The 25453-nt window shown below is 42.4% G+C and carries 23 protein-coding genes and 1 pseudogene; 7 read left to right on the forward strand and 17 right to left on the reverse strand.

The genetic code is table 11. The features are described from left to right. Positions 1 to 62: 62 nt before the first annotated feature. Positions 63 to 1853 (reverse strand): helix-turn-helix transcriptional regulator, encoded by a 1791-nt coding sequence (locus tag MKZ09_RS33295; RefSeq protein WP_076202137.1) that lies wholly within the window; start codon positions 1851 to 1853, stop codon positions 63 to 65. A gap of 281 nt (positions 1854 to 2134) precedes the next feature. Between MKZ09_RS33295 and MKZ09_RS33300 the strand changes: the two genes are divergently transcribed. The 3 genes from MKZ09_RS33300 to MKZ09_RS33310 all read left to right on the forward strand — a co-directional run bounded on the left by MKZ09_RS33300 (position 2135) and on the right by MKZ09_RS33310 (position 4919). Then, a complete protein-coding gene (locus MKZ09_RS33300; RefSeq protein WP_076202140.1) occupies positions 2135 to 2743 on the forward strand; it encodes a LysE/ArgO family amino acid transporter in 609 nt (202 codons plus the stop codon). 166 nt (positions 2744 to 2909) lie between these two features. Next, a complete protein-coding gene (gene guaC, locus MKZ09_RS33305) occupies positions 2910 to 3893 on the forward strand; it encodes a GMP reductase (RefSeq protein ID WP_036682307.1) in 984 nt (327 codons plus the stop codon). A 135-nt stretch (positions 3894 to 4028) separates the two neighbouring features. Continuing rightward, positions 4029 to 4919 carry a diacylglycerol/lipid kinase family protein gene (locus tag MKZ09_RS33310; RefSeq protein WP_036682309.1) on the forward strand — a complete coding sequence of 297 codons (891 nt, stop codon included), beginning with the start codon at positions 4029 to 4031 and terminating at the stop codon, positions 4917 to 4919. 103 nt (positions 4920 to 5022) lie between these two features. Here MKZ09_RS33310 and MKZ09_RS33315 read toward each other — a convergent pair whose 3' ends face one another. The 3 genes from MKZ09_RS33315 to MKZ09_RS33325 form a co-directional block, all read right to left on the reverse strand. Further along, positions 5023 to 6204, reverse strand: coding sequence for a multidrug effflux MFS transporter (locus MKZ09_RS33315; protein ID WP_076202143.1), 1182 nt, complete (start codon positions 6202 to 6204; stop codon positions 5023 to 5025). Between the two features lie 271 nt (positions 6205 to 6475). Further along, positions 6476 to 7012, reverse strand: a complete 537-nt coding sequence (locus tag MKZ09_RS33320) for a DUF2798 domain-containing protein (RefSeq protein ID WP_036682312.1) — start codon at positions 7010 to 7012, stop codon at positions 6476 to 6478. After that, on the reverse strand, positions 7009 to 7575 hold the full coding sequence (locus MKZ09_RS33325; RefSeq protein ID WP_076202145.1) for a TetR/AcrR family transcriptional regulator: 567 nt from the start codon (positions 7573 to 7575) through the stop codon (positions 7009 to 7011). The genes MKZ09_RS33320 and MKZ09_RS33325 overlap by 4 nt, the downstream gene beginning before the upstream one ends. A 413-nt stretch (positions 7576 to 7988) precedes the next feature. Between MKZ09_RS33325 and MKZ09_RS33330 the strand changes: the two genes are divergently transcribed. Continuing rightward, positions 7989 to 8390: a RidA family protein gene (locus MKZ09_RS33330; RefSeq protein ID WP_036682315.1), complete on the forward strand. Its 402-nt coding sequence runs from the start codon at positions 7989 to 7991 to the stop codon at positions 8388 to 8390. A gap of 137 nt (positions 8391 to 8527) precedes the next feature. Here the strand turns inward: MKZ09_RS33330 and MKZ09_RS33335 are convergent, their stop codons facing one another. Then, positions 8528 to 9940 carry an alanine/glycine:cation symporter family protein gene (locus MKZ09_RS33335; protein WP_036682317.1) on the reverse strand — a complete coding sequence of 471 codons (1413 nt, stop codon included), beginning with the start codon at positions 9938 to 9940 and terminating at the stop codon, positions 8528 to 8530. A 380-nt stretch (positions 9941 to 10320) separates the two neighbouring features. Next, a complete protein-coding gene (locus tag MKZ09_RS33340) occupies positions 10321 to 10908 on the reverse strand; it encodes an NAD(P)H-dependent oxidoreductase (RefSeq protein WP_036682318.1) in 588 nt (195 codons plus the stop codon). 121 nt (positions 10909 to 11029) lie between these two features. On the opposite strand from MKZ09_RS33340, the gene MKZ09_RS33345 reads away from it, so the two are divergent. Continuing rightward, positions 11030 to 11467 (forward strand): MarR family winged helix-turn-helix transcriptional regulator, encoded by a 438-nt coding sequence (locus MKZ09_RS33345; RefSeq protein WP_076202148.1) that lies wholly within the window; start codon positions 11030 to 11032, stop codon positions 11465 to 11467. 447 nt (positions 11468 to 11914) lie between these two features. Here MKZ09_RS33345 and MKZ09_RS33350 read toward each other — a convergent pair whose 3' ends face one another. From MKZ09_RS33350 to MKZ09_RS33380, 7 genes and pseudogenes are all read right to left on the reverse strand, one after another. After that, positions 11915 to 12796: an SMI1/KNR4 family protein gene (locus tag MKZ09_RS33350; RefSeq protein WP_076132823.1), complete on the reverse strand. Its 882-nt coding sequence runs from the start codon at positions 12794 to 12796 to the stop codon at positions 11915 to 11917. A gap of 219 nt (positions 12797 to 13015) precedes the next feature. Continuing rightward, positions 13016 to 13933 (reverse strand): HPr(Ser) kinase/phosphatase, encoded by a 918-nt coding sequence (gene hprK, locus MKZ09_RS33355; protein WP_076132824.1) that lies wholly within the window; start codon positions 13931 to 13933, stop codon positions 13016 to 13018. 118 nt (positions 13934 to 14051) lie between these two features. Beyond that, positions 14052 to 15128: an ankyrin repeat domain-containing protein gene (locus MKZ09_RS33360; RefSeq protein WP_076202151.1), complete on the reverse strand. Its 1077-nt coding sequence runs from the start codon at positions 15126 to 15128 to the stop codon at positions 14052 to 14054. Positions 15129 to 15375: 247 nt separating this feature from the next. Then, the gene (locus MKZ09_RS33365) at positions 15376 to 15612 is read right to left on the reverse strand and encodes a YiaA/YiaB family inner membrane protein (RefSeq protein WP_305953524.1); all 237 of its coding nucleotides are present in this window, start codon (positions 15610 to 15612) and stop codon (positions 15376 to 15378) included. Positions 15613 to 15669: 57 nt separating this feature from the next. Further along, positions 15670 to 15852: pseudogene (locus tag MKZ09_RS33370) on the reverse strand (YiaA/YiaB family inner membrane protein); the annotation flags it as partial. Between the two features lie 229 nt (positions 15853 to 16081). Then, entirely contained in the window at positions 16082 to 16366 is a 285-nt protein-coding gene (locus tag MKZ09_RS33375; protein WP_076202153.1) for an alpha/beta-type small acid-soluble spore protein, read from the reverse strand. Between the two features lie 75 nt (positions 16367 to 16441). Next, entirely contained in the window at positions 16442 to 17629 is a 1188-nt protein-coding gene (locus MKZ09_RS33380) for an MFS transporter (protein ID WP_076202320.1), read from the reverse strand. A gap of 293 nt (positions 17630 to 17922) precedes the next feature. Between MKZ09_RS33380 and MKZ09_RS33385 the strand changes: the two genes are divergently transcribed. Together MKZ09_RS33385 and MKZ09_RS33390 are read left to right on the forward strand one after the other, a co-directional pair. Next, positions 17923 to 18504 (forward strand): TetR/AcrR family transcriptional regulator, encoded by a 582-nt coding sequence (locus MKZ09_RS33385; protein WP_076132827.1) that lies wholly within the window; start codon positions 17923 to 17925, stop codon positions 18502 to 18504. Positions 18505 to 18585: 81 nt separating this feature from the next. Continuing rightward, positions 18586 to 19305 (forward strand): DUF4386 domain-containing protein, encoded by a 720-nt coding sequence (locus MKZ09_RS33390; protein WP_076202156.1) that lies wholly within the window; start codon positions 18586 to 18588, stop codon positions 19303 to 19305. Between the two features lie 8 nt (positions 19306 to 19313). On the opposite strand, the gene MKZ09_RS33395 is transcribed toward MKZ09_RS33390, so the two are convergent. From MKZ09_RS33395 to MKZ09_RS33410, 4 genes are all read right to left on the reverse strand, one after another. Then, the gene (locus MKZ09_RS33395) at positions 19314 to 19898 is read right to left on the reverse strand and encodes a Crp/Fnr family transcriptional regulator (protein WP_076202159.1); all 585 of its coding nucleotides are present in this window, start codon (positions 19896 to 19898) and stop codon (positions 19314 to 19316) included. A gap of 14 nt (positions 19899 to 19912) precedes the next feature. Beyond that, on the reverse strand, positions 19913 to 22339 hold the full coding sequence (gene helD, locus MKZ09_RS33400; protein ID WP_076202161.1) for an RNA polymerase recycling motor HelD: 2427 nt from the start codon (positions 22337 to 22339) through the stop codon (positions 19913 to 19915). A 552-nt stretch (positions 22340 to 22891) separates the two neighbouring features. Beyond that, positions 22892 to 24478 carry an ABC transporter substrate-binding protein gene (locus MKZ09_RS33405; protein ID WP_076202163.1) on the reverse strand — a complete coding sequence of 529 codons (1587 nt, stop codon included), beginning with the start codon at positions 24476 to 24478 and terminating at the stop codon, positions 22892 to 22894. A 54-nt stretch (positions 24479 to 24532) separates the two neighbouring features. After that, positions 24533 to 25414: a carbohydrate ABC transporter permease gene (locus MKZ09_RS33410; protein WP_076202165.1), complete on the reverse strand. Its 882-nt coding sequence runs from the start codon at positions 25412 to 25414 to the stop codon at positions 24533 to 24535. Positions 25415 to 25453: the final 39 nt, after the last annotated feature.

Here is a 25453-nt window from a genome sequence, read left to right on the forward strand (position 1 = left end):
CCTCAAGGGAAAGCAAACAATAAGGTGTTTCTCAATTTTAACTGATTTAGATTTAGTCAGCGTTAATCCGAAATGCCAAAAGCCTTCTCGACTGCCTCCTCACGGTTTCGTACCCCGAGCTTAGCATAGATGGTGGACGCGTAATTTCTCACCGTTCCATCGGACAGATATAGTTTAGCGGCAATAGATTTATAACGCATTCCCTTCGAGAGGCATTCTAGAATCTCCAGCTCACGCGAGGTCAGCCCATATTCATTATTCTTCTCCGTCGGCGGCGCCTCTGAAGCTGGATGCATCTCATAGTGATCAATTAATACATTCGTAATATCGGGTGTAATCATCTTTACGCCCCGATGTACGAGACGTATTCCTTCGAACAGCTCCTGCGGCTCGGTAGACTTTAACAAGTAACCATCTGCCCCATTTTGCAGTGCCTCGACTGCCATATCTGCTTCTTGAAAAGTAGTCAGGATCAACACTCGTACCCCTGGCCATTTTTGCTTAATAAGCTTAGTCGCTTCTGCACCGTCCATGCCTGGCATATTTAAGTCCATCAGCACCACGTGAGGTTCTTCCTGCTCGCAGAGGCTTATTGCTTGTTCACCATTCTCAGCTAACCCAATAATCGCAAAATCCGGCTCCTGCTCTAGAATAATTCGCAGACTATCGCGGATATAGGGTTGATCATCCACCAGCAATAAACGAACCGTTTCCTCCTGTATCTCTTCAAGCCTTGGTAAACTGCAGGTCACTAAGGTTCCTTCCCCTGGCTTAGAGTAGAAATACACCTGTCCTTGCAAGTTGGAGGCACGCTCCTTCATCGCATTGACACCAAATCCTGCTTTTAAATCTTCAGTGCCTAATCCATTATCCTGCACATCCAGCCGAATCAACTTCTCTTCATAATGTAAGCTGATGACAATTTCAGTGGCGTGACCATGACGTGCAGCGTTGGTTATCGACTCCTGCAAACATCTGTATAGTGCCATTTGGGCCTGCTTAGATACTGTATACGGCTCTCCGAATGTTCTTAAGCGAATCTTAACCTTGGAGAAGGTCTGGAAGTCATCCACTAATTTCTGTAGGGACTGCATAAGCGTCAATGCATCCTCCGAAGCGCCCACATGGTGCAAATATCGCCGAACATCATCCAAGCCATTGCGGGTTAGCTTTAACAAGGCATCTATTTTGTGCTCTCCTTCAGAGGTGTTCACCTCCGAACGTAAAGTCTCTAGCCCCATAATAATTGAAGTATAAGAATGCCCCACCGTATCATGCAGATCTTTGGATAAACGATCTCGTTCTTCCAGAAGTGTCATACGCTCAACTTGCGAGATATACTGCTCTAAAACAGCATTTTGCTCCTTAATAATTCTACCCTGCTTGTGATTCACCACTAGTAAATGAAAAGCGAACCCAAGCGTATACACTAAACCCATGTTAAAAATCATTGATACAGCATCCATTTGTTGTGACAATCTAGATAACATAACTGGAATCAAAATGACCGTGATCGGAGCTGTCCAGCGATAGGACTTCTCTGCACTATTGCTGGCGATCATAAAAGCGATAGGCAGAAAAGTTACGTACGATTCAGGAAACAAAGCAGCCAAATATAAACAAAGCCCACCCGAAAAAAGGATCTCCGCGATCAGATAATACTTGTAATGCAGCTGCAAACAAAACCAAGGCACAGAAAAAGAGACCACGCCCCAAACAAACGCGATCCAGAAAGGAATCGTAAAATCTTCCGAAAGATAACACATGGTGACCAAAAAAGAAGTAGAAAAACAAATCCGAAACAGGAGGACGAGCCAATCGTACCAGAACCACTGTTTGACCAGATTAAACAAGGCATTTCCCCCTATATACTCTGCTGACTTAATCTTTATTATAGTGTAACCCCTTAAGGACTCACTAGTTACAAAAAGTCATGAGTTGAGATGACATTTTTACTAATGGTGTAATTAGTGTAATTGATCATTCAATGTCCCTCTGAATAACCAGCTTTTTAAAGCAAAGCCCAGACTGTATGATAGTACATATTATTTGTCCATAAAATTGTAGTGAACCAATCAAACCAATAGGTCCGTAAATTTTATAACGTATGACCAGTATCGGGGGAATAATAACTATGTTAGCCGCACTACTTCATGGCATTGCACTAGCCTTTGGATTAATTCTTCCACTTGGCGCACAAAATGTCTTTGTATTTAACCAAGGGGCCTCGCAGCCACATTTTAAAAAAGCCATTCCCGTTATTGTTACAGCCGCTTTATGCGATACCCTGCTTATTTTATTAGCCGTATTAGGTGTTTCAGTCCTTGTGTTTGCCATCCCCGTTCTGCAGACCGCTTTATTTGCTGTAGGACTTTTATTTCTTTTGTATATGGGATGGTCTATCTGGAAAAGTACACCGGCATCGTCAGCGCAAGACGCAACCCCTTTATCCTCCAAAAAACAAATCCTGTTCGCGCTGTCCGTTTCTTTATTAAATCCACATGCGATTTTGGATACTATTGGCGTTATCGGCACTAGCTCGCTTAGTTACACAGGTGTAGACAAAGTTGTATTTGCTGGCGCGACTATCCTAGTGTCATGGATTTGGTTCTTTGGGCTGGCTGTAGCCGGAAAAACCGTAGGACAAATCGACGCCAGTGGCAAAATCATGCGGATCATTAATAAGATCTCCGCGATCATTATCTGGACCGTTGCTGCTTATATTGCCTTCAAGCTTTTTTAAATGGAGGAAAAAGAATGCCGTACACGAATTTGCCGTATAATTATGTCCAATTTACACCATAATGTACTAGAATTTTGACTTACGGCGCAGAATGAGGTACATTACAATTTGGACGAACAATTAACAAACCAAAATACTATAATGTTCGCATTTAGAGGTGTAAATTATGAAAGAAGTATTCGATTATGAAGATATTCAATTAATTCCTGCAAAATGTATCGTAAACAGCCGTTCGGAGTGTGATACATCAGTCACCCTCGGTGGGCATAAATTTAGATTGCCGGTGGTACCTGCCAACATGCAAACCATCATTGATGAGAAGATCGCTATCTCCTTGGCGCAAAATGGCTATTTCTACATTATGCATCGTTTTGAACCGGAGAAACGTACGTCTTTCATCAAAGACATGCACTCCCGTGAATTAATCGCATCCATCAGCGTCGGAGTTAAAGAAGAAGAGTATGATTTCGTCGAACAATTATCCAAAGAACAGCTGGTTCCGGAATTCATTACAATTGACATTGCACATGGCCATTCCGAAGCAGTCATTCGGATGATCAAACATATTAAACAATACCTGCCTGCTAGTTTTGTTATTGCAGGAAATGTAGGAACACCTGAAGGCGTTAGAGAATTAGAAAACGCTGGGGCTGATGCTACTAAAGTTGGGATTGGACCAGGGAAGGTATGTATCACTAAGATCAAAACTGGATTCGGTACAGGCGGCTGGCAGTTAGCTGCACTACGCTTGTGTGCCAAGGCTGCAAGCAAGCCTATTATTGCCGATGGAGGCATTCGCACACACGGTGATATTGCTAAATCCGTACGATTTGGCGCTTCTATGGTCATGATTGGTTCACTATTTGCCGGTCATGAAGAATCTCCGGGTGAAACCATCGAAATCGCTGGGAAGCTCTATAAAGAATACTTTGGCTCCGCTTCAGAATACCAAAAAGGTGAAAAGAAGAACGTCGAAGGTAAGAAAATTGCGGTTGAGCATAAGGGGGCTTTAGCAGAAACCCTAAGAGAAATGGAGCAGGATCTTCAATCCTCCATCTCTTATGCAGGTGGCAATAAATTAGAGGCTATCCGTAATGTGGATTACGTTATCGTTAAGAACTCCATTTTTAATGGAGATAAAGTCTATTAATTGAATACACAGGTGGGCAGGATGACTTAGGTCAATCTTGCTCACCTTTTTTTATGAGAACGAGTTCCGCTGGCCTACTTTGGGGTAATGGTAAGAATAAACTTCTATTAGATCACAATAGAGAGGATTATCCTTATGCGGCAAGCTATGATTATTATTAACCCCTCATCCGGTAAAGAGGAAGCCAGCCAATATGTCAGATACGCAACAAGAGTCCTAAGTGACAAAGACTACTCCGTTACGATCAACGAGACGGCAAAAGAACTAGACGCCACTCGTTATTCCATCACTGCTTGTGAGGAAGGTTATGACCTGGTTGTCTCTATCGGCGGGGATGGCACGCTTCACGAGACCATTAATGGTCTTATCGATCAGGAACACCACCCAATATTAGGTGTGGTTCCTTTAGGAACGGCTAATGATTTCGCCCGTGCATTACAAATTCCACTGAATCCCGAAATAGCCATTCAAACCCTTGCCTCCTCTAACCTAAAAAACGTAGATATCGGTCGCTTAAATGACCGCCTATTCGGCAACGTTGTTGCTGTAGGTTCAATTGCCGGATCATTATCCTCTGTATCCTCCGAAGATAAAACCAAGCTCGGCTCATTGGCCTACTTGAAAGAAGGTCTTAAACAACTTACAAGCCCTACAGCCCACCCCCTTGTCATTCACCATGATGAACAAATATGGCAAGGAGACTCCTTACTCTTTCTCGCCGTATTAACCAACTCCGTCGGCGGGTTCGAGAATCTAATACCGGATGCTGCGGTGGACGACGGTCTGCTTCATTGTTTTATTATTTTGGACCTCAGTATATTCAATACCATTACAGCCAGTATATCTTTACTGCTGGGTACCCTCAAAGATCATAAAGACGTTGTCTATTTCACAGCCCACAATGTAAGTGTAAGCTCTCCAGAAACCGTAAGAACCAATGTAGATGGCGAAGAAGGTCCAACTTTGCCTATTACGCTAAGTGTTCTCCCTCGTCATATCCAAGTCATTGTGCCAGAAGTGGACTAACAAACAAAAAGCAGTCCGGAACTCAAAAAGTTCCAGACTGCCCTTAATTTATGGACGCCCCGATCCATATCTTCCTGCTAATCAAATGACTAAGAAGTTATTTCTATTCCACTACAATAAATTTTTTGCCTAATAACCACATTCCGCCGCTAATCCCTAAGAAATAAATAGGCATCGTCAGTAATGAACCATTATGAAGAGTGCTCATTCCCCACGTCGCCAAGCTAACAAGCAAATAATAGCCCAAGCTGAATATCGCACCTGCTGTTCCTACAACATCCTGAAATTGAACAAGAGCAAGACTTAGACAATTAGGTAAAGCAATCCCTGCACCCATTAATAGGACAAACAGCGTTATTAAAATACATACGATCACTATCATATCCGGCAGCGAGTCAAGACTGCTTGCGATTGTTAATAGCAAGGCTCCGCCCGCCATTACTAGACAGCCGATATGGATTATTTTTTCTGGGGCATAGAGGGTTAATAATCTTTTGGAGATCATTGCTCCTACAATCGACGCCAAAGCCACAATAATGCCGAGAAAACCATAGACTCCTGGCGAAATCTGAAAGTGTTCAATAAATATAAAAGGAGCTTCAGCATAATAGCTGAACAAAATTCCGTTAATGCCTCCAATTAGTAATCCAAACACCAATACACGCGGCAATGCGAGCATTTTTTTGACTATAGGCAGAATAGCCACCTTTTTTCTCATGGAAACATCAGTGGTTTCTGGCAGCTTCCAAAAAGCATACATAAATAACAACACACTCATCATTACTAATGTAAAGAAAACCGCTCGAAAACCAAAAGCTTGATCCACCCATCCGCCAATTAACGGACCTACTGCGGGAGTAAAAGCAATGACCGCCGAGATTTGGGCAAACATAACATGCCGTTTATTCCCAGAGACACTCTCACGAAGAATGGTTTGGGTAATAATCGAACCTGTTGCTGCTCCAAACGCTTGTATAAACCGGCTGACTAACAGCAGATGAATGGGTTCTGAGTAAAAACACATCAAGCTTCCCATACCGTATACAAGAAGTCCAGCCAGCATGGAAGATCTCCGCCCGATGAAGTCAGACAACCAACCCCAGCTAAAAACACCTATAGCAAATCCAATAAAATATATACTTAACGTTAACTGTACAGAACTATTGGTGGCCCCAAGTGCTACTGCGATATCCGGTAACGATGGGGTGTAAATCGTCTCACTAATTTGCGGAAAAGCCACAAGAACAATCATTAAAAGTAACGATGGTGCTGCATATTTTTTCATCTTATTTTCGCCCTCCTACAAGCTTATATCCTCGAACAACTACAAGAATATGAGCCTAGCTAGGGAAATGGGGGCATCATTATGGCAAGACGACTATAAATCATCATGTTAGAAAATCACCTTTCATTGTTATGCTTTCATTGTTTTATAGGAGGGCTTACCCGAAAGATATCGGGCAAAGATTTGAGTTCAATTATTCAACCAAAACATCATTATACACGGTAATAGAAAAGCTCTCAAACGAATCGCTTCGCCTGAGAGCTTATTTAGGTTAGGAATTTTGTTCTGATAATCCATGTATAGTTACGCCAACAGCGCTGGATTTCTTTTTGTCCTGAGAAGCATGTAGCTTTACCATCACAAATCTTGCAAACGGCTGTATTAATATACTTTCAGCGAACAGTGCAATCAGGAAATTTCTTGGCCAATTGGCTAAGAAGTGATTAAACGTTTGAGAACTCAACCCGTTTCCGATAATGTCTCCAATAAACGTCATACAAAATGACATCCCTAGTACGGTGAACAAGATACGGAATAGGATTTTGGCGTTGAAGCTATCGGTGGGTTGTGTGAATGTAGCTGTCAGCTTTTCGGCAATACGGCCAATAACAACAGGCTCAATAATCATGACAATTACCCAAATGATCGGAAACACCTTAAGAATCGTTAAGGCAACCTCACCATTAAATTCTCCAACCCCTAAAATGATATTTATTGAAGACATAAACAGTACCGTCAGTGTACAAATGATTGCACCATATAATGCCCCCTCCTTACCGTTTCTTGGTAATCTTGCTTCTTGATTCATGATGTTCTTCCTTTCAATATTGTCGGTAATAGTTTGGCGATAGTTTTTAAGGGAGTTGTAGATTTTTGCGTTAGGCACAACATCATCGCCCCTTCAATCGAAGCCGTCATCCACAAAGCCATATCGGAGGCTGATTCCTGCGAATAACCTTCAGTTACAAGCTTATCGCAGTAAATTCGTTCCATGTTCTCATAGAGCAAGCTACATGCCTGGCGAACAGGTTCACTCACCGTAGCCATTTCACTGACAATACTGCTAAAGGTATATCCGGTAATCGTGCCCTCAGTTTCTAAGTTGTGAACTAACTTGTCAATCATGGATTGTGTAGCTTCTAACGTCGATGGATGCTTTTTAAAAATATCCTCAATATCTATCGTAATTGCTTCATTTAAGCCCTTTAAACAAGCAATTAATAGTTCTTCTTTTCCATTTGGAAAATGATGATAAAGCGCTCCTTTGGTCACATTACAATCTTTTAAAATTTCATTCACGCCTACATTTTTATATCCTTTTTGCTGAAAAAGAAGTGTCGCCGTCTCAATCATTAGCGATTTTGTATCCACAATAACGTACTCCCCCTAACATACCAACCGGTCTGTTTGTTATTATAACAATATAAAAAAGAATAATGTAAGTCTTTTTTGCTTTTTTTCAAAAAATATTTCATTATTTTCATTTATAACAGCAAAAAAAGCTTAGAAAATTGTGTCGAAAGTGGAATTGTTGCAGTCTCACTTGGATTAATGATATCATTCTGAGGAAACTTATCTTACTTTAAATATGAAGGAGGAATACCCGGTGAAAAAGAGATCGCTAAAATATCTATCTTTTGGTATTGGGTATTCTACTGCTGTTTTTTTCTAGAATTAATTATTGATAGGATAGGTCTGTCAAAAATTAAAAGAAACTAAAAAACAGCGGAGATATATAACTTAGATATCGTTATGTATCTTCTATTTAAAGGAGAATTCACAAAATGAACTTAAATAATAATGTTATTACAAGATATAATCCAGAAAATATTGCTAAACCGGTTGGTAACTATAGTCATGTAACAAAAATAAGTAGAAATGCTGAAATGTATGTATTTTCTGGCCAAATTGGAATCGATCAAAACAATCATATCCCTACAGATTTTAACCAACAGGTAACAAATACGATGAGTAATATTGTTGAAGTCCTTTCTTCTCAAAGGCTAACACCTGATAATGTAATCAAAATCAACATTTGGGCTACGGAAGAAATCGATTGGAACCATTTCTATGAAATTTGGAATAAAGTATTCGGCATGACACCTCCTTCAATGACAATTGCTTATATTAAAGGATTAGGGTTACCTGAATTAAAAATTGAGTTAGATGTATGGGCTGCTGGTTAAACCCTAAATCAAGAGGGAGTAATTTAATTTTCTGTACACAAAACGAGCCTTAGAAGCGATTCTAAAGGCTCGTTTTTCTAACTACCCCTTTATACCAAAAAGGGCTCAGTTTCCTGAGCCCTCAAATACTTACCCTACTACGTTTTTATATCTGAAGAATTGTCCCAACATTCCACGTTCTCCAAACCCTCTATGCTATCTTTATAAAAGACAGGGTCCTTCCCTGCGCGCTTCTGGCGCTTATAATCCTGCAGGGCGGCAAAGGCCACCTTAGATAATAGAAGGATAGCGATCAAATTCACGATGACCATGAAGCCCATAAATAAATCAGCCAAATCCCATACCAATTGAACCTTAGCTACGGAGCCAAAAATAATCATCGCCAAGACGCTGTATCTATAGAATAGTAATACTTTTTTATTGGAGTTCAAGAATTCTATATTGGTCTCACCATAATAATAATTTCCGATTAACGTACTGAAAGCAAACAACAAAATCATGATCGCTAAGGATCCAGAGGCCCACGAACCAATATGTTCGCTTAATGCCGCTTGTGTCAGCTTAATTCCATCCAGCCCTGGCTGTTTATACGCATCAGATAACAAGATAATAAAAGCAGTACTCGAACAAATAAGTAACGTGTCTGTAAGTACACCCAGCGCTTGCATCAGCCCTTGTTTCACCGGATGACTAGTTGTTGCAGTTGCCGCAGCATTTGGAGCACTACCCATCCCCGCTTCGTTGGAGAATAGTCCTCTTTTCACCCCTTGCAGAATGACTGCCCCAAAAGATCCCCCCGCGATTTGTTCAAATCCAAAAGCACTTTTCACAATAAGCGCCAGAATCGCCGGTATTTCCGTAATATTAATTAACATAATAATAACAGCGGCCCCAATATAGATCCCTGCCATTACCACTACAATATATTCGGACATTCTAGCAATACGTTTAACCCCACCAAAGATAACAGCCGCAAAAGCAGCAGCGACTACAAGTCCAAGAATCACCCGATTAGTGCCAAATGAATTCTCAAAGGCCACTGTAATCGTATTGGATTGAACTGCATTAAATACAAGACCAAAGGATAACGTGATCAGAACCGCAAATACCGCGCCCATCCAGCGTTTTTTCAAGCCTTGCTCCATATAATAGGCGGGACCCCCACGAAATCCAGTCTTGTCCTTCACTTTATACACCTGTGCCAGAGTACTTTCAATAAATCCGGACGCTGATCCAATAATAGCTATGACCCACATCCAAAAAACAGCTCCTGGTCCACCTATTGCGATAGCAATTGCGATCCCTGTAATATTCCCTGTCCCAACCCTTGCTGCCATACTGATACAGAAAGCCTGAAACGACGAAATGGAATCTTTTGACCTTTCATTGGACTCTTTAAGAACCCTAAACATTTCTTTAAACATGCCAAACTGAACAAACTTCGATCGAATGGTGAAATAAATTCCACAAACAATAAGCAGAACCACCAAAATTTTTGACCAAAGAAAGTCATTTGTTGCGCTAATCATACTGTCTAACATTTGTTGCATGTAAATCCGCCTCTCCATTGTGTCGATACCCAGTTGCTGAACCTTTAGTTACATAGTATTTTCAAATATAACAGCCCTTATTTCAAAAGCCAACAAAAAAAATTAGCCAGCAACACCATACCTTACACCGGTGTGAGAGCTATTTCTCCATCTTCATCTGAGCTCACAAGCTGCTTTGGATTAATCTAGGTATTATAAAAAAAAATGAAAAAGCATCCGGTGGAAGAAATGTATGACAACAATGTATGCGCGTATTTATATCGTGAAGAACATTTGGTTTGATCCCACCGTTGTTTTGGACCATCCAACTAATGGGATCACTTGAGACATCCATTTCCGGGGTTATCTTGAATAATCATAGAGCAGATATTTTCGAGGTATTAATTAGCCACAGCTTTAAAATATTGGTACACCTGATTTAACTTCTTATCATGTTTCCCTTTTGGACTCTCCATATTCCCAAATTCGAAAAACTTCACTTTCTTGATACCACAATATTGAAATAATGCTTTTCTCATCAGCACTTTATGGGAATTATTCAGCCAATATAAAGGATAAAGGGTCGGTCCCTTCATGCTGGAAATGCAAACCACAGACTTTCCTTTCAGCAGCCCTTCGGGGATGAGGCCACCCTTTTCTCTGTAAGCGAAATTAGAAGCAAACATTTGGTCAATATAACCGAGCAACATCGCGGGAGGCCGGCCCCACCAGATTGGATACACAAACACAATTTTGTCGGCCTGACGAATCTGCTCCCGATACTTCTCTAGCTTGGGATCGATATGCATGTCTCTTCTACGTTTATTTTCATTAAAGACCAGTACAGGATCAAATTGCTCTTCGTAAAGATCAAGGACCTCTATCTTCGTGATCTTTTGATTCTCATTACTTCCCTGAATGACTTTATTGAAAAAAGCATAACTTAAACTTTTATGATTCGGATGTGTATAGATGACTAAAACGTTCATTGCTCCACCTCTTTAATTATCATTTGATAACAAAATGGTATCACAACCGTTATTTAGTTGTCAAATGATAATTGTATTATGATAATTATTTTGTTAAGGTTTACAATAAGAGGTGATCCTTATGGACAAACAAGCGTTTTTTCAGAAAATTGTTACCTTTACGACAGCAGTCCATGAAGTAACATTTGACTTTACCAAAGATGTTATACCGGAAGGCATTACGCCCGTTCAATATAGTATTCTGGAATATATTGCGGTTAGCCAGCCTGTTACCCTCAGCCAAATCAGCGATTGTAAGAATATCTCTATGCCGAATACCAGCCGTGAGCTCAAGAAATTAACAGAAAAAAACCTGTGTGAGAAGCTTGATGTCGCCGAGGACCGGCGTAAGCAAATGATTCGGTTGTCTGATGCTGGACAAGCGATGATGAACGAGGCTTTTGAACGGATCGGTGAACGTTTTTTGAACCGGATTAAAGAGGTTCCCCCAGAGGAATTAGCTGAGATTAACCATGCCCTCGATATCCTGCAATCTAAGGTGTTTAACACCCAGCAATGATCCGAGAAAAAGACAGCAGAGCAGCGGTTCCCCATTAATGGGAGCACCGCTGCTCTGTGTTTAGGTCGTTGGTTAGTTGACTCAAGACCGATTATTGGCTAGTTAAAGCCTAACGACTTCGAATCAGCCTCACCTTCAGCTAAATCGCCGAATCGCACTCGTCCACTGAGGCTTTCGGACCCAGATGACGTTATTGGCATGTTTTTAGCCTTTTGTGCGTAGTTTCGGACTCCAGTGACGCTATTCCTATGAATCGGGTTCATATTGGGTGTTTTTTATGCCAATAGCTTCTATGCGGTCCGTTGGCATTCCAAATATGCGAAAAAACTGCATTTAAGGTCAGCTGAGTCCGAAAGACGCTTCCCTAATAATCACCTAATAGAAATAGGCACTCCTCTTAAGGAATGCCTTGATTTGATTATAAGTATTCTTAGCCAGCGAAACGGACTATTTCACCAGTCCGCTGATAAAGGTCTCAAAATTATCAGCCAAACGTGTGATTTTGTATTTGTTATCCCGATCTACATGAATAACCTCAGGTTCGCCATCATTCCCGAATTCGCGGTAATCCAGCATCACCACTTCATTCTCAGAAGGACAATCACAGATCACCACACCAACTTCAGGATAACGCCCATTTTCAATCACAGTCCGGCTGCCTGAAGCTCCACACAGCGACTTATTCTTATCTCGTCCAATTCCGTGGATACCAGAAATCGTAATAAATTCTCCTGTTCCCGGAATCGGATAACGATTGTTATGAGGAATTCCCCCATTATGTAACTTCATCATATCCACATAGGAAGCAGGCAGCTTGAAGACCAGCTCTTCTTGTACTGAAGTAATCAATGCATCTGAAGGCGGATCAGAGATATATTCTGAGAACGCATACTCGCTGTCATCCCAGAAATTAGTGGTATCCAACGCTATTACAGGCTTCTTTGCAGGTTTGTTTACAGGCTTTTTCGCAGCTTTTTTAGCCAATTTACGTTTGATCCAGCCCAGAAACTCCAATGTGTCTTCATCATCAGGCTCCAGCTGATCGGCAATCGTAAACGCTTTTAAAGCTTCGTCATATCTTTTCAGATAATAATAAGAAACCCCGATACGGTAATGCCAGAGCGGGTCACCTTCACCCTCTTCTTCAATGCTCAAATACTGCTCTAAAGCCTCTTCATATTGCCCGAGATTATTAAGCGCCCTGCCCAAATGACTAGTTAGAACATAATCTCTTTCCTCTTCAGGAATTTCCGTGATTGCATCCACGATTTCTTGAAATTCATCTTCCTCATGCCATTCATCCAATTTTGCCAATAACTCATCACTCATCATTAATACCTCCTATTAACGATCACTCAAAATACCTATTAGAAATTATACCATTTCTAACCTATGCCCAGCCAATAACGCATGTCTTAGCCATATCAATCAAAAGACAACTTCCCTTTTTGCTGTGAAAAACAGACCGCAGCGTTTATCTGCGGTCTGTTTTGAGTATACATAAAACCATTATATTTATAGCTATAATTGCTGCCTTCTATCTTGCCTTTACGACTGCATCCCGTTTTCGATCCTCTGCAGGAACTCTTCAACGGCACTATAGCCGAGCTGCTTAAGGTACCAATTGTTCGCAGCCGCTTCGATCAGACCAGCCACATCGCGGCCAGGCTGAAGCTGAACTTCAATATGCGGAATTTGCACACCAAGATAGTCTGTGAACTGAGGTTCGATTTCGAGCTCATTGTTCAGGGAATTCTCCCGCCATGGTGACAACTCGATGTCGAGTACAATTCGTGTCTCTTCCTGAAAAGCTCTACGCCCGTACTGCCGTACAACGTTGATCAGACCAATACTGCGCAGCGCTAGGAATTCACGGGTCGTTTCATTATGTGTGCCAAGAAGCGTAGCCGGTCCCAGCTTCTTAAGCACAACTACATCATCGGCCACAAACCGATGACCTCTTCTAATGAGCGTGTGAGCGGTTTCGCTTTTTCCGATCCCGGACTTGCCTCTCAATAGGACCCCTATGCCGGACACGTTCACACACACTCCATGTATTGAAAGTTCAGGCGCCAGCGCCTTCACCAGATAAGTATCAATCTTTGCGATGAACTCTGACGTCGTCTCTTCCGTTCGAAGTAGTGGTATACCTTCTTGGTCGCAGAATAAAGTCAAATAAGGAATCTCCTGCTGACCCGTCGTCACAATAAAGCATGGGGGATGATACTTAACAATATTGCCAATATGTAACTTGCGTTGCTCAACGCTTAGCTTTAGCAGATAATTGATTTCTTTGCGGCCCAATACTTGTACTCGCTTCATGGGGAAAAAATCGAAGTAACCCACGAACTCCAGGCCAGGTCTATGTGTCTTTGAGCGAGTAATCTCACGGTCCATGCAGCTAGCACCCGCAAGCACTTCCAGCTTAAACGTTTCCGTAAGGCTTTGAACGGTAATCGATTTCAATGTTGTTCTCCTCCTGTGGCTACGTATTTTGAATACGTAATACGGTTACCGGGATATATTCAACGACGAATAGAATGATTCCTGCAAAAGAAATAGACAGATCATGAGATATTAACAACTATGTTCCTTCAAGAAAATTAATGAGGTATATCTCCGGTTGCGTGAGAAAATCTGCAAAACTACATAAATCCGCGTACGTCTGATGTTCCACGTCGTAACAGCCGATCAGTCCTTTTTTCTTCGGATTCCACATAAGCAGCAGATCAGAGTAATTATCTATATCGGCTGACAGACGGAGCAGCTTTTGCCGGCCAATTTTCATTTCAATGGTATCAGTTAATGTGAAAATGTCGATATATCTAATTTCATATTCATTTTGTGTTAGCTCAAGACGCAGATTTTTTCCAGTAAGAAAGCTAACCAATTCATCAGACAATTTATATTTTCTCAGCTCAAACTTCTTGTTCTCGATATCATGAAATTCAGCCGGCTCTAACGATTTCAAATAGTCAGCCAAAGCTGTATTCTTATTGGTCACTGCAATGGTGTACGGGCGATCGCCATCTTTTTCTGCCAAGGTAACGTCTGCGCCACGTTCAATCAAAAATTGTACCATCGCTTGATTACCCATTCTTGTGGCAACTGTTAACGGATTCGCTTGATAAGGATAGACCATATCGGATTTGTTGTAATTAATGTCCACCCCTTGATCCAGTAAATAAGTAACGGTCTTAAGGTCATGATCTGACACCGCTTTGCGTAATACAGCCCCACCATGCTGCTTAATATCTAATCCTAGCTCATGAATGAGCGGGATATTGTTTTTGTTGCCATAGTAGGCCTGCGAATATGCACCTGACTTGACCTGATTAAGCTTGTCCAGTTTAGCCCCTTGTGCTGCAATATAGCGGACGATATCTTCTTTGCAATAGCGAACCGCGAGCAAAAAAGCCGGATTATTCTTCACATTCAGATTTACACCGTGCTGTACCAGCAGCTTTATGACATCCATTCTCTCTGATATAAGCGCCAAATCTAACGGGGTTAACGTAGTATATTGGCTAAGGACGATGCCCTCTTCAATATCCCAGCCTGCTCTAATGGCAGCCTCTAATTCCGGAATGTTTCCATTGTAAATATGCATGGCCATTTGCGGCAGTTCCTCGAACTTCCCTATATCCTTCAGACGGATCATCCATTATCCACCCCTACTTCAAGTATTATGAAGAGTATAGAGAACCGAATAGTAAAAAACAATCCAAACTAAGGATGTTGTTCTAACAAATAGTCATCATAATGTTCAGATCGGCAAGATTATTGCTGCTATTTCAAAAATAAAAAGAAGCTCCGTAAATACACGAAGCTCCTGTTTACAATTTATGATGGTAAGTAAAGTTGAAGCAGCTAGCTGTTGCCAGAGAAAAAGCTGGATATATCCCTCTTTACCCTTGGATGTCCCGTCTCGCCTCTTGCTCGGCAAGAATCTCGTTATCTTCCGCGTTATCCCGCGTCACTTTCTGAACGCCAATAGCGCTATAAGAAATCAAGAGAATAACAGCTATGTAATACCCCTTTACATTTAATTCAAATGGAGCATTGTAAAGGCCAATAAAAAACATCGCATAACCGATAATCAAACCCACAAAAGCCATAATTGTGAAGGCCCCTGTGTTTCTCATCCTGTGTTTAGGGTTATCCAAACGAAATTCTTTATCCTCTGTATTGTCCCTAACCACCTTTTGCACAACGATACAGGAAATCGTAATTAACACCATACAGAGCAAATAATACCCTTTTACGTTTAGCTCCCAAGTGTCGTTGTACACTCCCAAACAGAATAGAAAAAGTCCTGCCCCCAATGCAAAATACGATGCCCCCGTAAAAGCAGCCGTGTTGCGTTTGCGATATCTCTGATTCATCTGATAATTCCTCTCCCACTACAGACTTGAATGATGGTATATCCTTCTCCACTATACCGTGGAACATCGGTAAAATTCTACCATGAATCAGGTTGTTTTAGGGAATTTCAGGAATTTTTTTACTATACAATTATAAAATAACGCAAACACCGAAAGGACGGCCTCAGTCCCGTACAATATAGGACGAAAACCGCCTCCCGCGATCTCTGCAACATATATTAGAAAAATGCTACTGCCTTTCCTGATCCACTAATTGCTGCTGTGCGAGACGAATCATTTCGCGGACCATCGATCCACCAATTTTACCGCCGATCTGGCCCACCGATTCTGTGCTCAAATGACCATTTTGACCGTGCTCCAAAGGGACACCCAGTTCTTTTGCGACTTCGTATTTCACATCATCAGGCCGCTCCGGATCTACATCATACCCCTCGCACCGCATCACTTCCGCTTTAAAAATTTGCATTCCGCGGCTGGCTCCCGGCACTGCATATTTCCTGTTTCTTCTAGACATCCTTATCCCCTCCCAAACCTGTTTTAAATAACATGCCCGGAAAACGGAGCCTCCACCCTTATGGACTTGCCCCGATTATTTCCAAGCAGGGCGCCGTTGCAACGCGGCATTCGTAGCACGCAAGGTTACAACCCAAAATAAAAAGGCCGCAGCACTAACAGAAGCTCCAAGCCAACACACCCCGTTCCAGCCATAGTGAGAATAGATTTGAGTGGAGGCAATCGATCCGGTAGCACTTCCAATGGAGTAAAAAACCATATATCCTGCGGTAAGCCTACTACGTGCCTCCATGCGCAAGGTAAGTATTATACTTTGATTGGTGACATGCACCGCCTGCACAGCCAAATCAAGCAGAACAATACCAATGACCAGTGCCAACAGCGACTGCTCGGTAAAACTGATAAACCACCAGGAAATCAACAATAGAAGTAAGGCTATGCCTGTCGTTCTCTGTCCATGACCCTGATCAGCTAGCTTTCCCGCCCGCGCAGCGGCTAATGCTCCCACAATTCCCGCCAGACCAAATGCCCCAATTGCAGTATGTGAAAGTGATAACGGCGGAGCACTAAGAGGCAAGACCACAGAAGTCCACAGAATACTAAAAGCAGTAAAAATCAGTAAAGCCAGAATAGCGCGGATACGTAATACTCTCTCTTGTACAAACAACATAAACACTGAGCTAAGCAGCTGAGCGTATGACAGTGTTTTTACCTCACGTTCCACATTTGGTAACACCCTAAATAATGTACACACCATACAAAGCATTAAAGCAGCAGAAACAAGGTATACGGAACGCCAACCTGCAAGATCTGTAAGTATTCCTGAAATGGATCGTGCAAGAAGTATTCCAATCACAATTCCACTTGTGACCATGCCTACGACTCGCCCGCGTTCGGCAGGGGCAGCCATTGTCGCCGCGAACGCAACAAGCGTCTGCGTTACAACAGCGAGTAGTCCCACTGAGGCCATACCTACGAATAGTACCGTGCTGGAAGAGGCAGTACCCACGATAATCAAAGCCACCACAGATAATAACATCTGGCCGGTAATCAGGCGGCGCTGATTCAGTAAATCTCCAAGTGGCACGAGCAGTAACAGCCCCACTGCATAAAAAATCTGCGTGATAGTAATAAGAATACCAATGGTTGAATAATCAATACCAAATTCTCTCGATAAATGATCGAGCAACGGTTGTGCAAAGTAGATGTTTGTAACCGACATCCCGCAGACAACGGCAAACAAAAGTGTCATATAACGAGGCATCGAGGAAGCATGAAAAGAATCAGATGGCGTATGCGTCTCGTGTGACGAAAGCTTCTCTTTAGTCCCCTGCAATTTGGACACACCCTTTCTCTGTTAAATTTAAATCGCAAACACATTTCATACCTATCAGTATGTTATTGCGCTCAGTAAATTTATCTTACAAAATGGCGTGTGTCAACATAAATATTTGATGCCACCGACTTTCATTTGACAATTTATACGACTAGTTTTAGTATTATAAAATACTGTTCGGTAATAAATTATTGAAATCAAATATAACGAGGGGTGTTATAATGGCTCGAACCCGCGAATTTGACGAGGAAAAAGTATTAGAATCAGCTATGGAGCTATTTTGGGAGAAGGGATATGAGGCTACTTCATTAAGCGATTTAACTTCCAGAATGGGCATTCAACGCCCCAGTATATACGCAGCTTTTGGAGACAAAAAAGAATTGTTCGAAGCTGCGCTACGTAAATACACGATGTCCCATGCTTCCCGTGTCCGAGCCCAACTTCAAAGCAATCCATCCGTAAAAAAAGCCTTTCGTAGTTTTTTTGAAGATGTGGTGGCTGAGGAGTATGCAGGCAGTGTGAACCGAGGGTGTTTTTGCATCAATACAATGGTTGAGCTGGCACCTCATGATGAGAAATTCGAGATTCTTACAAGAGAACACCAAATGTATCTATCGGTCATATTTCAAGAAACTATTGAACGCGGTATACAATCAGGTGAGCTTAAGGGTGGTGTAAATGCGAAGGCCTTGGCACAAGCACTAATCGTATCGCTAATAGGGCTTACTGTACTCTTGAAATCCCGCCCGGAGCGATCCTTTGTTGATAACGCGATAACAATGATACTTACTTCGCTTGATTAAATTCAGAGTCTTGATTTAAGTCAATGCCCGCCATAGTACTCCTAATTACAATGAAATAAAAGTCCTTTAGGAGGCTATCTTATGGTTATCTCAGAAAAAGACCTAACGAATCAGCGTAAGTCCGCTTTAACAGCTGGAATATCACTGATCATCATGACCCTCGCTTCATTTTTTTCATATGGCTTTGTCCATGGGACTCTTGTTGTGCAAGGCGATGCCAGTGCCACATTTATTAACATCGTATCTTCCAACAACCTTTTCAAAGGGGAAATCTTGGGCTGGATCATCATTATGATTACTGACATTCTGGTCGCCTGGGCGTTTTATGTGTTTCTAGAACCCGTCAACCAAAATCTTTCATTACTCGGCGCATGGCTCCGTCTAACTTATTCCGCTATATTGGCAATCTCTATATTAACTTTGATATTTGTGCTGCTGCTCACAGGAAACACAAATGGCTTTTCCTCATTAACAATCGAACAAACTCAAGCATTTATGATGTTATTTCTGGATGCATTTCAATTCATTTGGTCTATGGGGCTGGTCGTTTTTGGCGGGCATTTGTTAATAGTGGGCTATGTGGCTTTAAAATCCGATGTCATTCCTAAAGTAATCAGCATCTTGCTGCTGCTTGCTTCAATAGGCTATATTATCATTCATCTAAGCAAAATGTTTCTCCCACAATATGAGGCGTTCATTACAACACTTAATTTTGTTTTTACTATTCCTATGATTGTAGGAGAACTAGGCTTTGGGATATGGCTACTGCTTAGAGGTGGAAAAATCCCCAAAAGTGTATAACGATTTTGTTATTCATCACCGGAATGAACCCGCTTCTTAATTCTACTTAATGACTCTGGCGTAATCCCCAAATAACTGGCTAATTGATGTTGGGGGACACGGGTAAGTAAATGAGGTCTTTTTTGTAACAAGGCTTTGTAACGTTCTTCAGGATTGGAAGCAATAAAAGAAGTCAACTCATCCTGAACCTCACCCAAGTTTTCCTCTACCATTTTGCGTATCATGGTTTCCAGCTGAGCGTATTTATGGAGCATATCCTGTTCCGCATTAAGATTACCAACCACCAACATGCTGTCTTGTAGGCAGGTTAAGGTGTACGCTGAGGGTCTACTCTCCTGATGCCGATTAAAAATCGAAACCGCTTGCTCTTCCGTATAAAAATTAGATGTGACCTCTTTTCCCGATTCATCTATCGAGGACTGCCTCACACATCCCTTTAACACAAAAAAACATTTTGAGGGAACGTCTCCTTGTCTAAGGAGTACCGTTCCCTTCTTGTATTCCTCAATAGGAATACCTTCAACAATATCCTGCTGTTCCATTTCGTTAAGAGATGTAAATTTACTCATATACTTATACAATATGCTTTTCATTTATCTCTCCAATCTCATTGCACGACCTCATATAAAGATCCCTCTAACGGCTGAATAAAGTGTGACCACTCACCTGTTGTGTACAGCAGAAGCCGATGCATCGCACGCGTACAGGCTGTATAAAAAAGCTTGCGTTCGCTTTCCCGATCATACGTCTGTGTGGAAGCATCATAAATCAGTACGGCGTCGAATTCAACCCCTTTTGCGAGATACGCGGGAATTACCAAAACGCCCTTCTCAAAAGTGAGCGTCTCCTTCGTAATAAGCCGCAGAGCTTCGCATCCTTGTGACTTTAATTCTTCATAGGCCGCACGGCTTTCAGCTGCAGTCTTGGTAATCACGGCAATAGAGTCGAGCCCTTCAGCCATCAGCGCCGCAAGATCCTCTTTAATTCTTTTCGCCCGCTCTACGTCACTACTCGCCTTCACTAGGAACGGCTTGTTACCCTCTCTTTCAAAAGGTACGATCTCCTCATTAGGCAGCAACGCCTTCGTAAACTCCACAATCTGACGGGTTGAGCGATAACTTCGAATTAGACGGATCAGGCTCGTTTCACCTTCACCATAAAGCCCGATCAAAGGCGAATCCATCTCGTGTAAATTCGTTGCTTGAGGAAAAATCGCTTGGCCGAAATCGCCGAGCACAGTCATGCGCGCGCGGGGAAACAGCTGTTTGAGAAACGCGTATTGGAACGGCGAATAATCCTGGCCTTCATCGATAAACAGATGCCGCACCTCAGTGTTCATGCGAGTACCCTCGACAAGCTCTTTTAAATACAGGAATGGAGTGGCGTCCTCACAAAAGAGCTCATCGCGGCGCAGCTTTTCCTTTGTTTGCTTACAAATTTCCAGCCACTGAGCAGGTACCTCAGTCTCGTTCGTCATTCTTCGATAAATGACATCGTCGCTATATAACTGATTGTATAACCCAATCGTATCTATGAACTTAAGCCGTTTGGTATCCCGTCTCAGCGGTTTAAAGTGCTCCTTCACAATCATGCGGCGCAGCAGTTCTTCTTCCTGCAGACCAAAGTCAAAAACATTCTCTTCCCCTTGATCCTGATTAGGAAAATCCCCATAGTTCTCAAGATACTGAGTCGTAAAATCAAAGACGGCTTCTTCCCGCCGATACTTCTTAAGTATCTCACTGTAGGCTTCGGCATACTGATCGGTATCGAGGTAATCGAGTTCATCTTGAACCCAGAATGCCTCCTGTTCCTGACGCTCCAGCGAAGCCAACTGACGCAGTAGCCATTCACGCAATAAAACGATGCGATTAGCCAAACGAATGGAGCTGTCATAGCTGTAAAATTGTGATTTCATATGCTCCGCAGTAATCAACTCGCGATCCCGAAAACGGATACTATGAAACAACATCCCTTCCTTCCCTAACCACAACGCATAGTTTTGCAGAGCATGCAGAAAAGCTTCTGAAGCTTTATACAACATTCCAGTTAGGCGCGCTTCATACTCTGGAGAAGCTTTGGACGTCAGTACAAATTCAATCTGCTCGAACGGGTCCTCTAGACGAACCGTAGATCCAAGCCAATAATCAACATACTCCTGAAAGGTTGTTTGCTGCATATTCTCCTCGCCAAGCTCGGGAAGCACCGTAGATACATAACTGTTAAACATCGGATTAGGCGAAAAAAGAACAATCTGATCTGCCTTGAGCCTATCACGGTGTTTATATAGTAAATAGGCTACCCGTTGCAGCGCTGCGGATGTTTTTCCGCTGCCCGCCGCCCCCTGCACAATTAGCATATGGCTACTGTCGTTGCGGATAATAGCGTTCTGTTCCTTCTGAATAGTCGCCACGATGCTCTTCATTTGTGAATCCGCGCCCTTACCAAGCACCTGCTGAAGTAATTCATCACCGATCGTTAAGCTCGTATCGAACACGTTCTGAAGCTGACCCTGACGGATCTGGTATTGCCGCTTCAGCATCATTGTCCCCGAAATTTGTCCTCCGGGTGTATCGTAAGAGGCGGCGCCTGGCGAATGGTCATAATACATACTTGCAATAGGTGTCCGCCAGTCATATACCAGAAAGTTGACACCTTCTGCATCGATGAAAGACGCCACCCCGATATAAATTTGCTCATTAGAGTTCAATCCATCTTCTTGAAAGTCCATTCGTCCAAAATAGGGTGACGGCAGCAGCCGTTTCATGTTCTTATAACGCTGCATCCGTTGGCGGTGGCTACGCTCCCGCTCAGACAACAATGCTTCCTGCTGTTTTATACTGTAAAAGGTCTCCTCGAAATCCTCATGTGTGCTCGTATTGACCGTAACTTCCTCCCAAAACTGCTTGCGGATGTCCGTCACCTGTTCACGTAATCCTGTCACTTCCGGTTCCAGCTCGCCAATCTTTGATTGCAATTCTTCCGTGACCAAATCTAGCCGTTTCTGTTCTCCCTGCCAATCTTTTTCGCTTAACATTTTTACTAACACGCTCCTTTTCAAGGTTGTTATCAAGAAGCAAAAATACAAATTTGACAAACTGCCAATCCGCGTGGTAATATTAATGTATAAATAAGATGTAACAAATCCGTCTAAAATACGCAGATCAACAGTGGTCTTCTCATATTATCACGTTATTTCATTGCGCGCAAATTATATATTAAGAAGAACCGGCAGCTCATGCCGGTTCTTCTTTTTTATTCCTTTTGACAAAGAGTAGCGGTTCTCCCTAACAGAAGGGCTGATGCTTTTTGTTTTAGTCTGCCTAACGGACCGAGGTGACTTTATTTACTGATTTTCAGCCTTTAAAGCAGACTTTCGGACTCCAGTGCAGCTATTCTTTATCCTGAGCTTCATTCTAGGCGTGTTTTAGGCTAATAGCGACTGTGGAGTCCGTTAGTATTCCAAAAGTGCGATAAAGCTGCCATTAGGGTCAACTGTGTCCGATAGCGGCTTCAACCGCGGATGACCAATTAAACAGGGAGACCTAACAGCCATTTGATGACTGTTAGGTCTCCCTTATTCTGTAGCTTATTTGTTTGCCAAGAAAGCATCGATTTGAGTTTGCAGTTCGGTTTGGATTTTATCAATGCCCGCGGATTTCAGTTGCTTGTTCAGATCTTCAAGACCTTTGTCGATATCTTTGATTACGCCGTACTCAAGCGGAATCGCATAACGGAGCATTACGTTACCAACGTTGGCAATTTCCGTTTTCACTTTGCTGTTATCGAATACGAAGGTTTCAAGCGCGTAGTGATAGACATTTGCTTCCCAGCCTTTAGCCAGATCGTTTGCTTCTTGCGGGAATGCTTCATTGTCACGGTTAAGTGGCGAGTTGAAGTTCCAGTTAGAGAAGCCAGTATAGTTCGGATTCTTTTCAAGGGCTTTATATTTGTCATCGCCAACCGCTTCGTAATGTACACCGCTAAGGCCGTACATCATTAGGTCGTGCAGTTCTTTATCATTTTGCATCAGATCGAGGAACATCAAGGAACGTTCCACATTTCTGGAAGTAGCATGGATCGAAGTACCGTTTTGTGTGGAAATCGCCACTGATTTCTTCTTGCCTTGGTTGATGTCAGCCAATGCTACTTCATAAGGGGAATTCTCTTGGCGCATCAAAGCCATAAGTGCTCCAAGTGTTCCGTTGTTGTGCGTAATCGATGCTGTTTTGCCTGCTTTAAAATCGGCCTGATGATCATTTTTACTGTTTAAAACGTTTTTCGACCAAGCATTGTTATCAGCGAGATCTTTGTAATATACAAGTAGGTCTTTAAACTCTTGCGTTTCATATACGTTAAATACTTGCCCTTTTTCATCCGTCAATTTGAAAGCAAACGGAAGGTCGAGATCAAACATATTCCATTCGTTTTGTTGCTTCAGCAATACACGGTCCAAATTATGATATTTCCAGTCTCCTGTTTCCGGAGTGAACGGCGTAATTCCTTTTTCATTTTGCGCTATGGTTTTCAAATAAGTGGCATACGCTTCTGGGCTGTTGATCTCAGGAAGATTATATTTCTTACGCAAATCCTCACGGTACAAAATCAATTTTTCAACGGATTCCCCTCTGTTTTGTGGAACCATGTACAGTTTCCCATTTACCTTAGCCTGATCCCAGCTCACATCAGACATAGCTGCTAAAGTCTGCGACATATATTTGGTAAGCAGCTCGTCGGTCAATTCCAGGAATCCGCCTTTCAGCGCCTGGTCATTGTAACCAGCCCAGTTTGCCGAATAGATGAGGTCAAAATCCTCATTTGCTGCCAGCTTCAGCGGATATTTTTGCGCCCAGTCCGACCAATCCAGGAACTCGCCCTCTACAGTAGCATTAATTTTTTCTTTCAGCTTTTTATTAATTTCAGCAAAAACGCTATCATAGTCTATCGGTTTAGGACCAACAAAAATCATTTTCAGCTTCACTTCTTTAGAGGTATCAAGGGTGTCTGAGGTAGTTGCAGGTTCTGAGGTGTTCGTAGTGTCGCTTCCTCCCTCTGACGCATTATTTGTAGCCTGTGCAGACGTATTAGCATTGTTATTGCCACCACCACATGCACTTAGAATCATTACGAAGGTTAAAACGAGCGCTAGCATCATCAATCTATTTCTCTTCAGCATCTCAAGCCTTCCCCCTTGTGTTTAATTGTATTGATAAACCGAGTTTCCCCGGGTTCATCCTTTCACAGCACCAATCGTCAAACCTTGGACAAAATACCTCTGCACGAATGGATAAGCCAGCAAAATTGGGCCAGTGGCCACAACTGTCATCGCCATTTTCAAGCTCTCGGTTGGGATCGATGTCGTTACGACTGCCCCGGCCCCCATCATCGCTTTGCGCATGCCATCCATATTACCAAGCATTTTATACAAGTAATATTGGAGTGGCATCAAGTTTTCATTCGATACAAACAGCAATGCATTATACCAGTCGTTCCAGTAGGCAAGTGCTAGAAACAATCCAATGGTAGCTAACGCAGGCTTGGACAGCGGCAGGATTAGACGAGCGTAGATCTTAAAGTCGCCTGCGCCGTCAATTTTTGCCGATTCTACAATCGCTTCCGGAATGCTGCCCATAAAAGACTTCATAACAATGATATAAAAGACATTAAGCATCATCGGAACCACTAAGGCCATTAGCGTATCCTTCATATGCAGGTAGTTGACCATAAGCAGATACCACGGAACCAAACCGCCGCTGAACAAAGTCGTAAAGAAAAAGAAGAACGAAAATTTATTGCGCCACTTAAAATCTCTTCGGGATAGCGCATAAGCAGTCATCGAAGTCAGAAACAAGCCAAGCACCGTGCCGAGTATAGTAACCCCTATTGTCACTATATAGGCTTGAATCATCTGTTCGGGATACTTAAACAAAATGCTGTACGCCTCGGTTGAGAAGGCATTAGGTATAAATTGATAACCATCCGTTAGGATTTTGGATTCCTCCGTAAAGGATGAAGATACGACAAGTATAAAAGGGAAAATACATAAAACTGAGAGAAAAATCAGGGACACATAACCAATACCTGAAAATATTTTACGATCGAGCTGCTTCATATCGTTACCTCCATTATGAAAGACTTAACTCTTGACACG

The sequence above is a fragment of the Paenibacillus sp. FSL R5-0908 genome (assembly GCF_038006245.1).
GTDB classification, from domain to species: Bacteria; Bacillota; Bacilli; order Paenibacillales; family Paenibacillaceae; genus Paenibacillus_AQ; species Paenibacillus_AQ odorifer.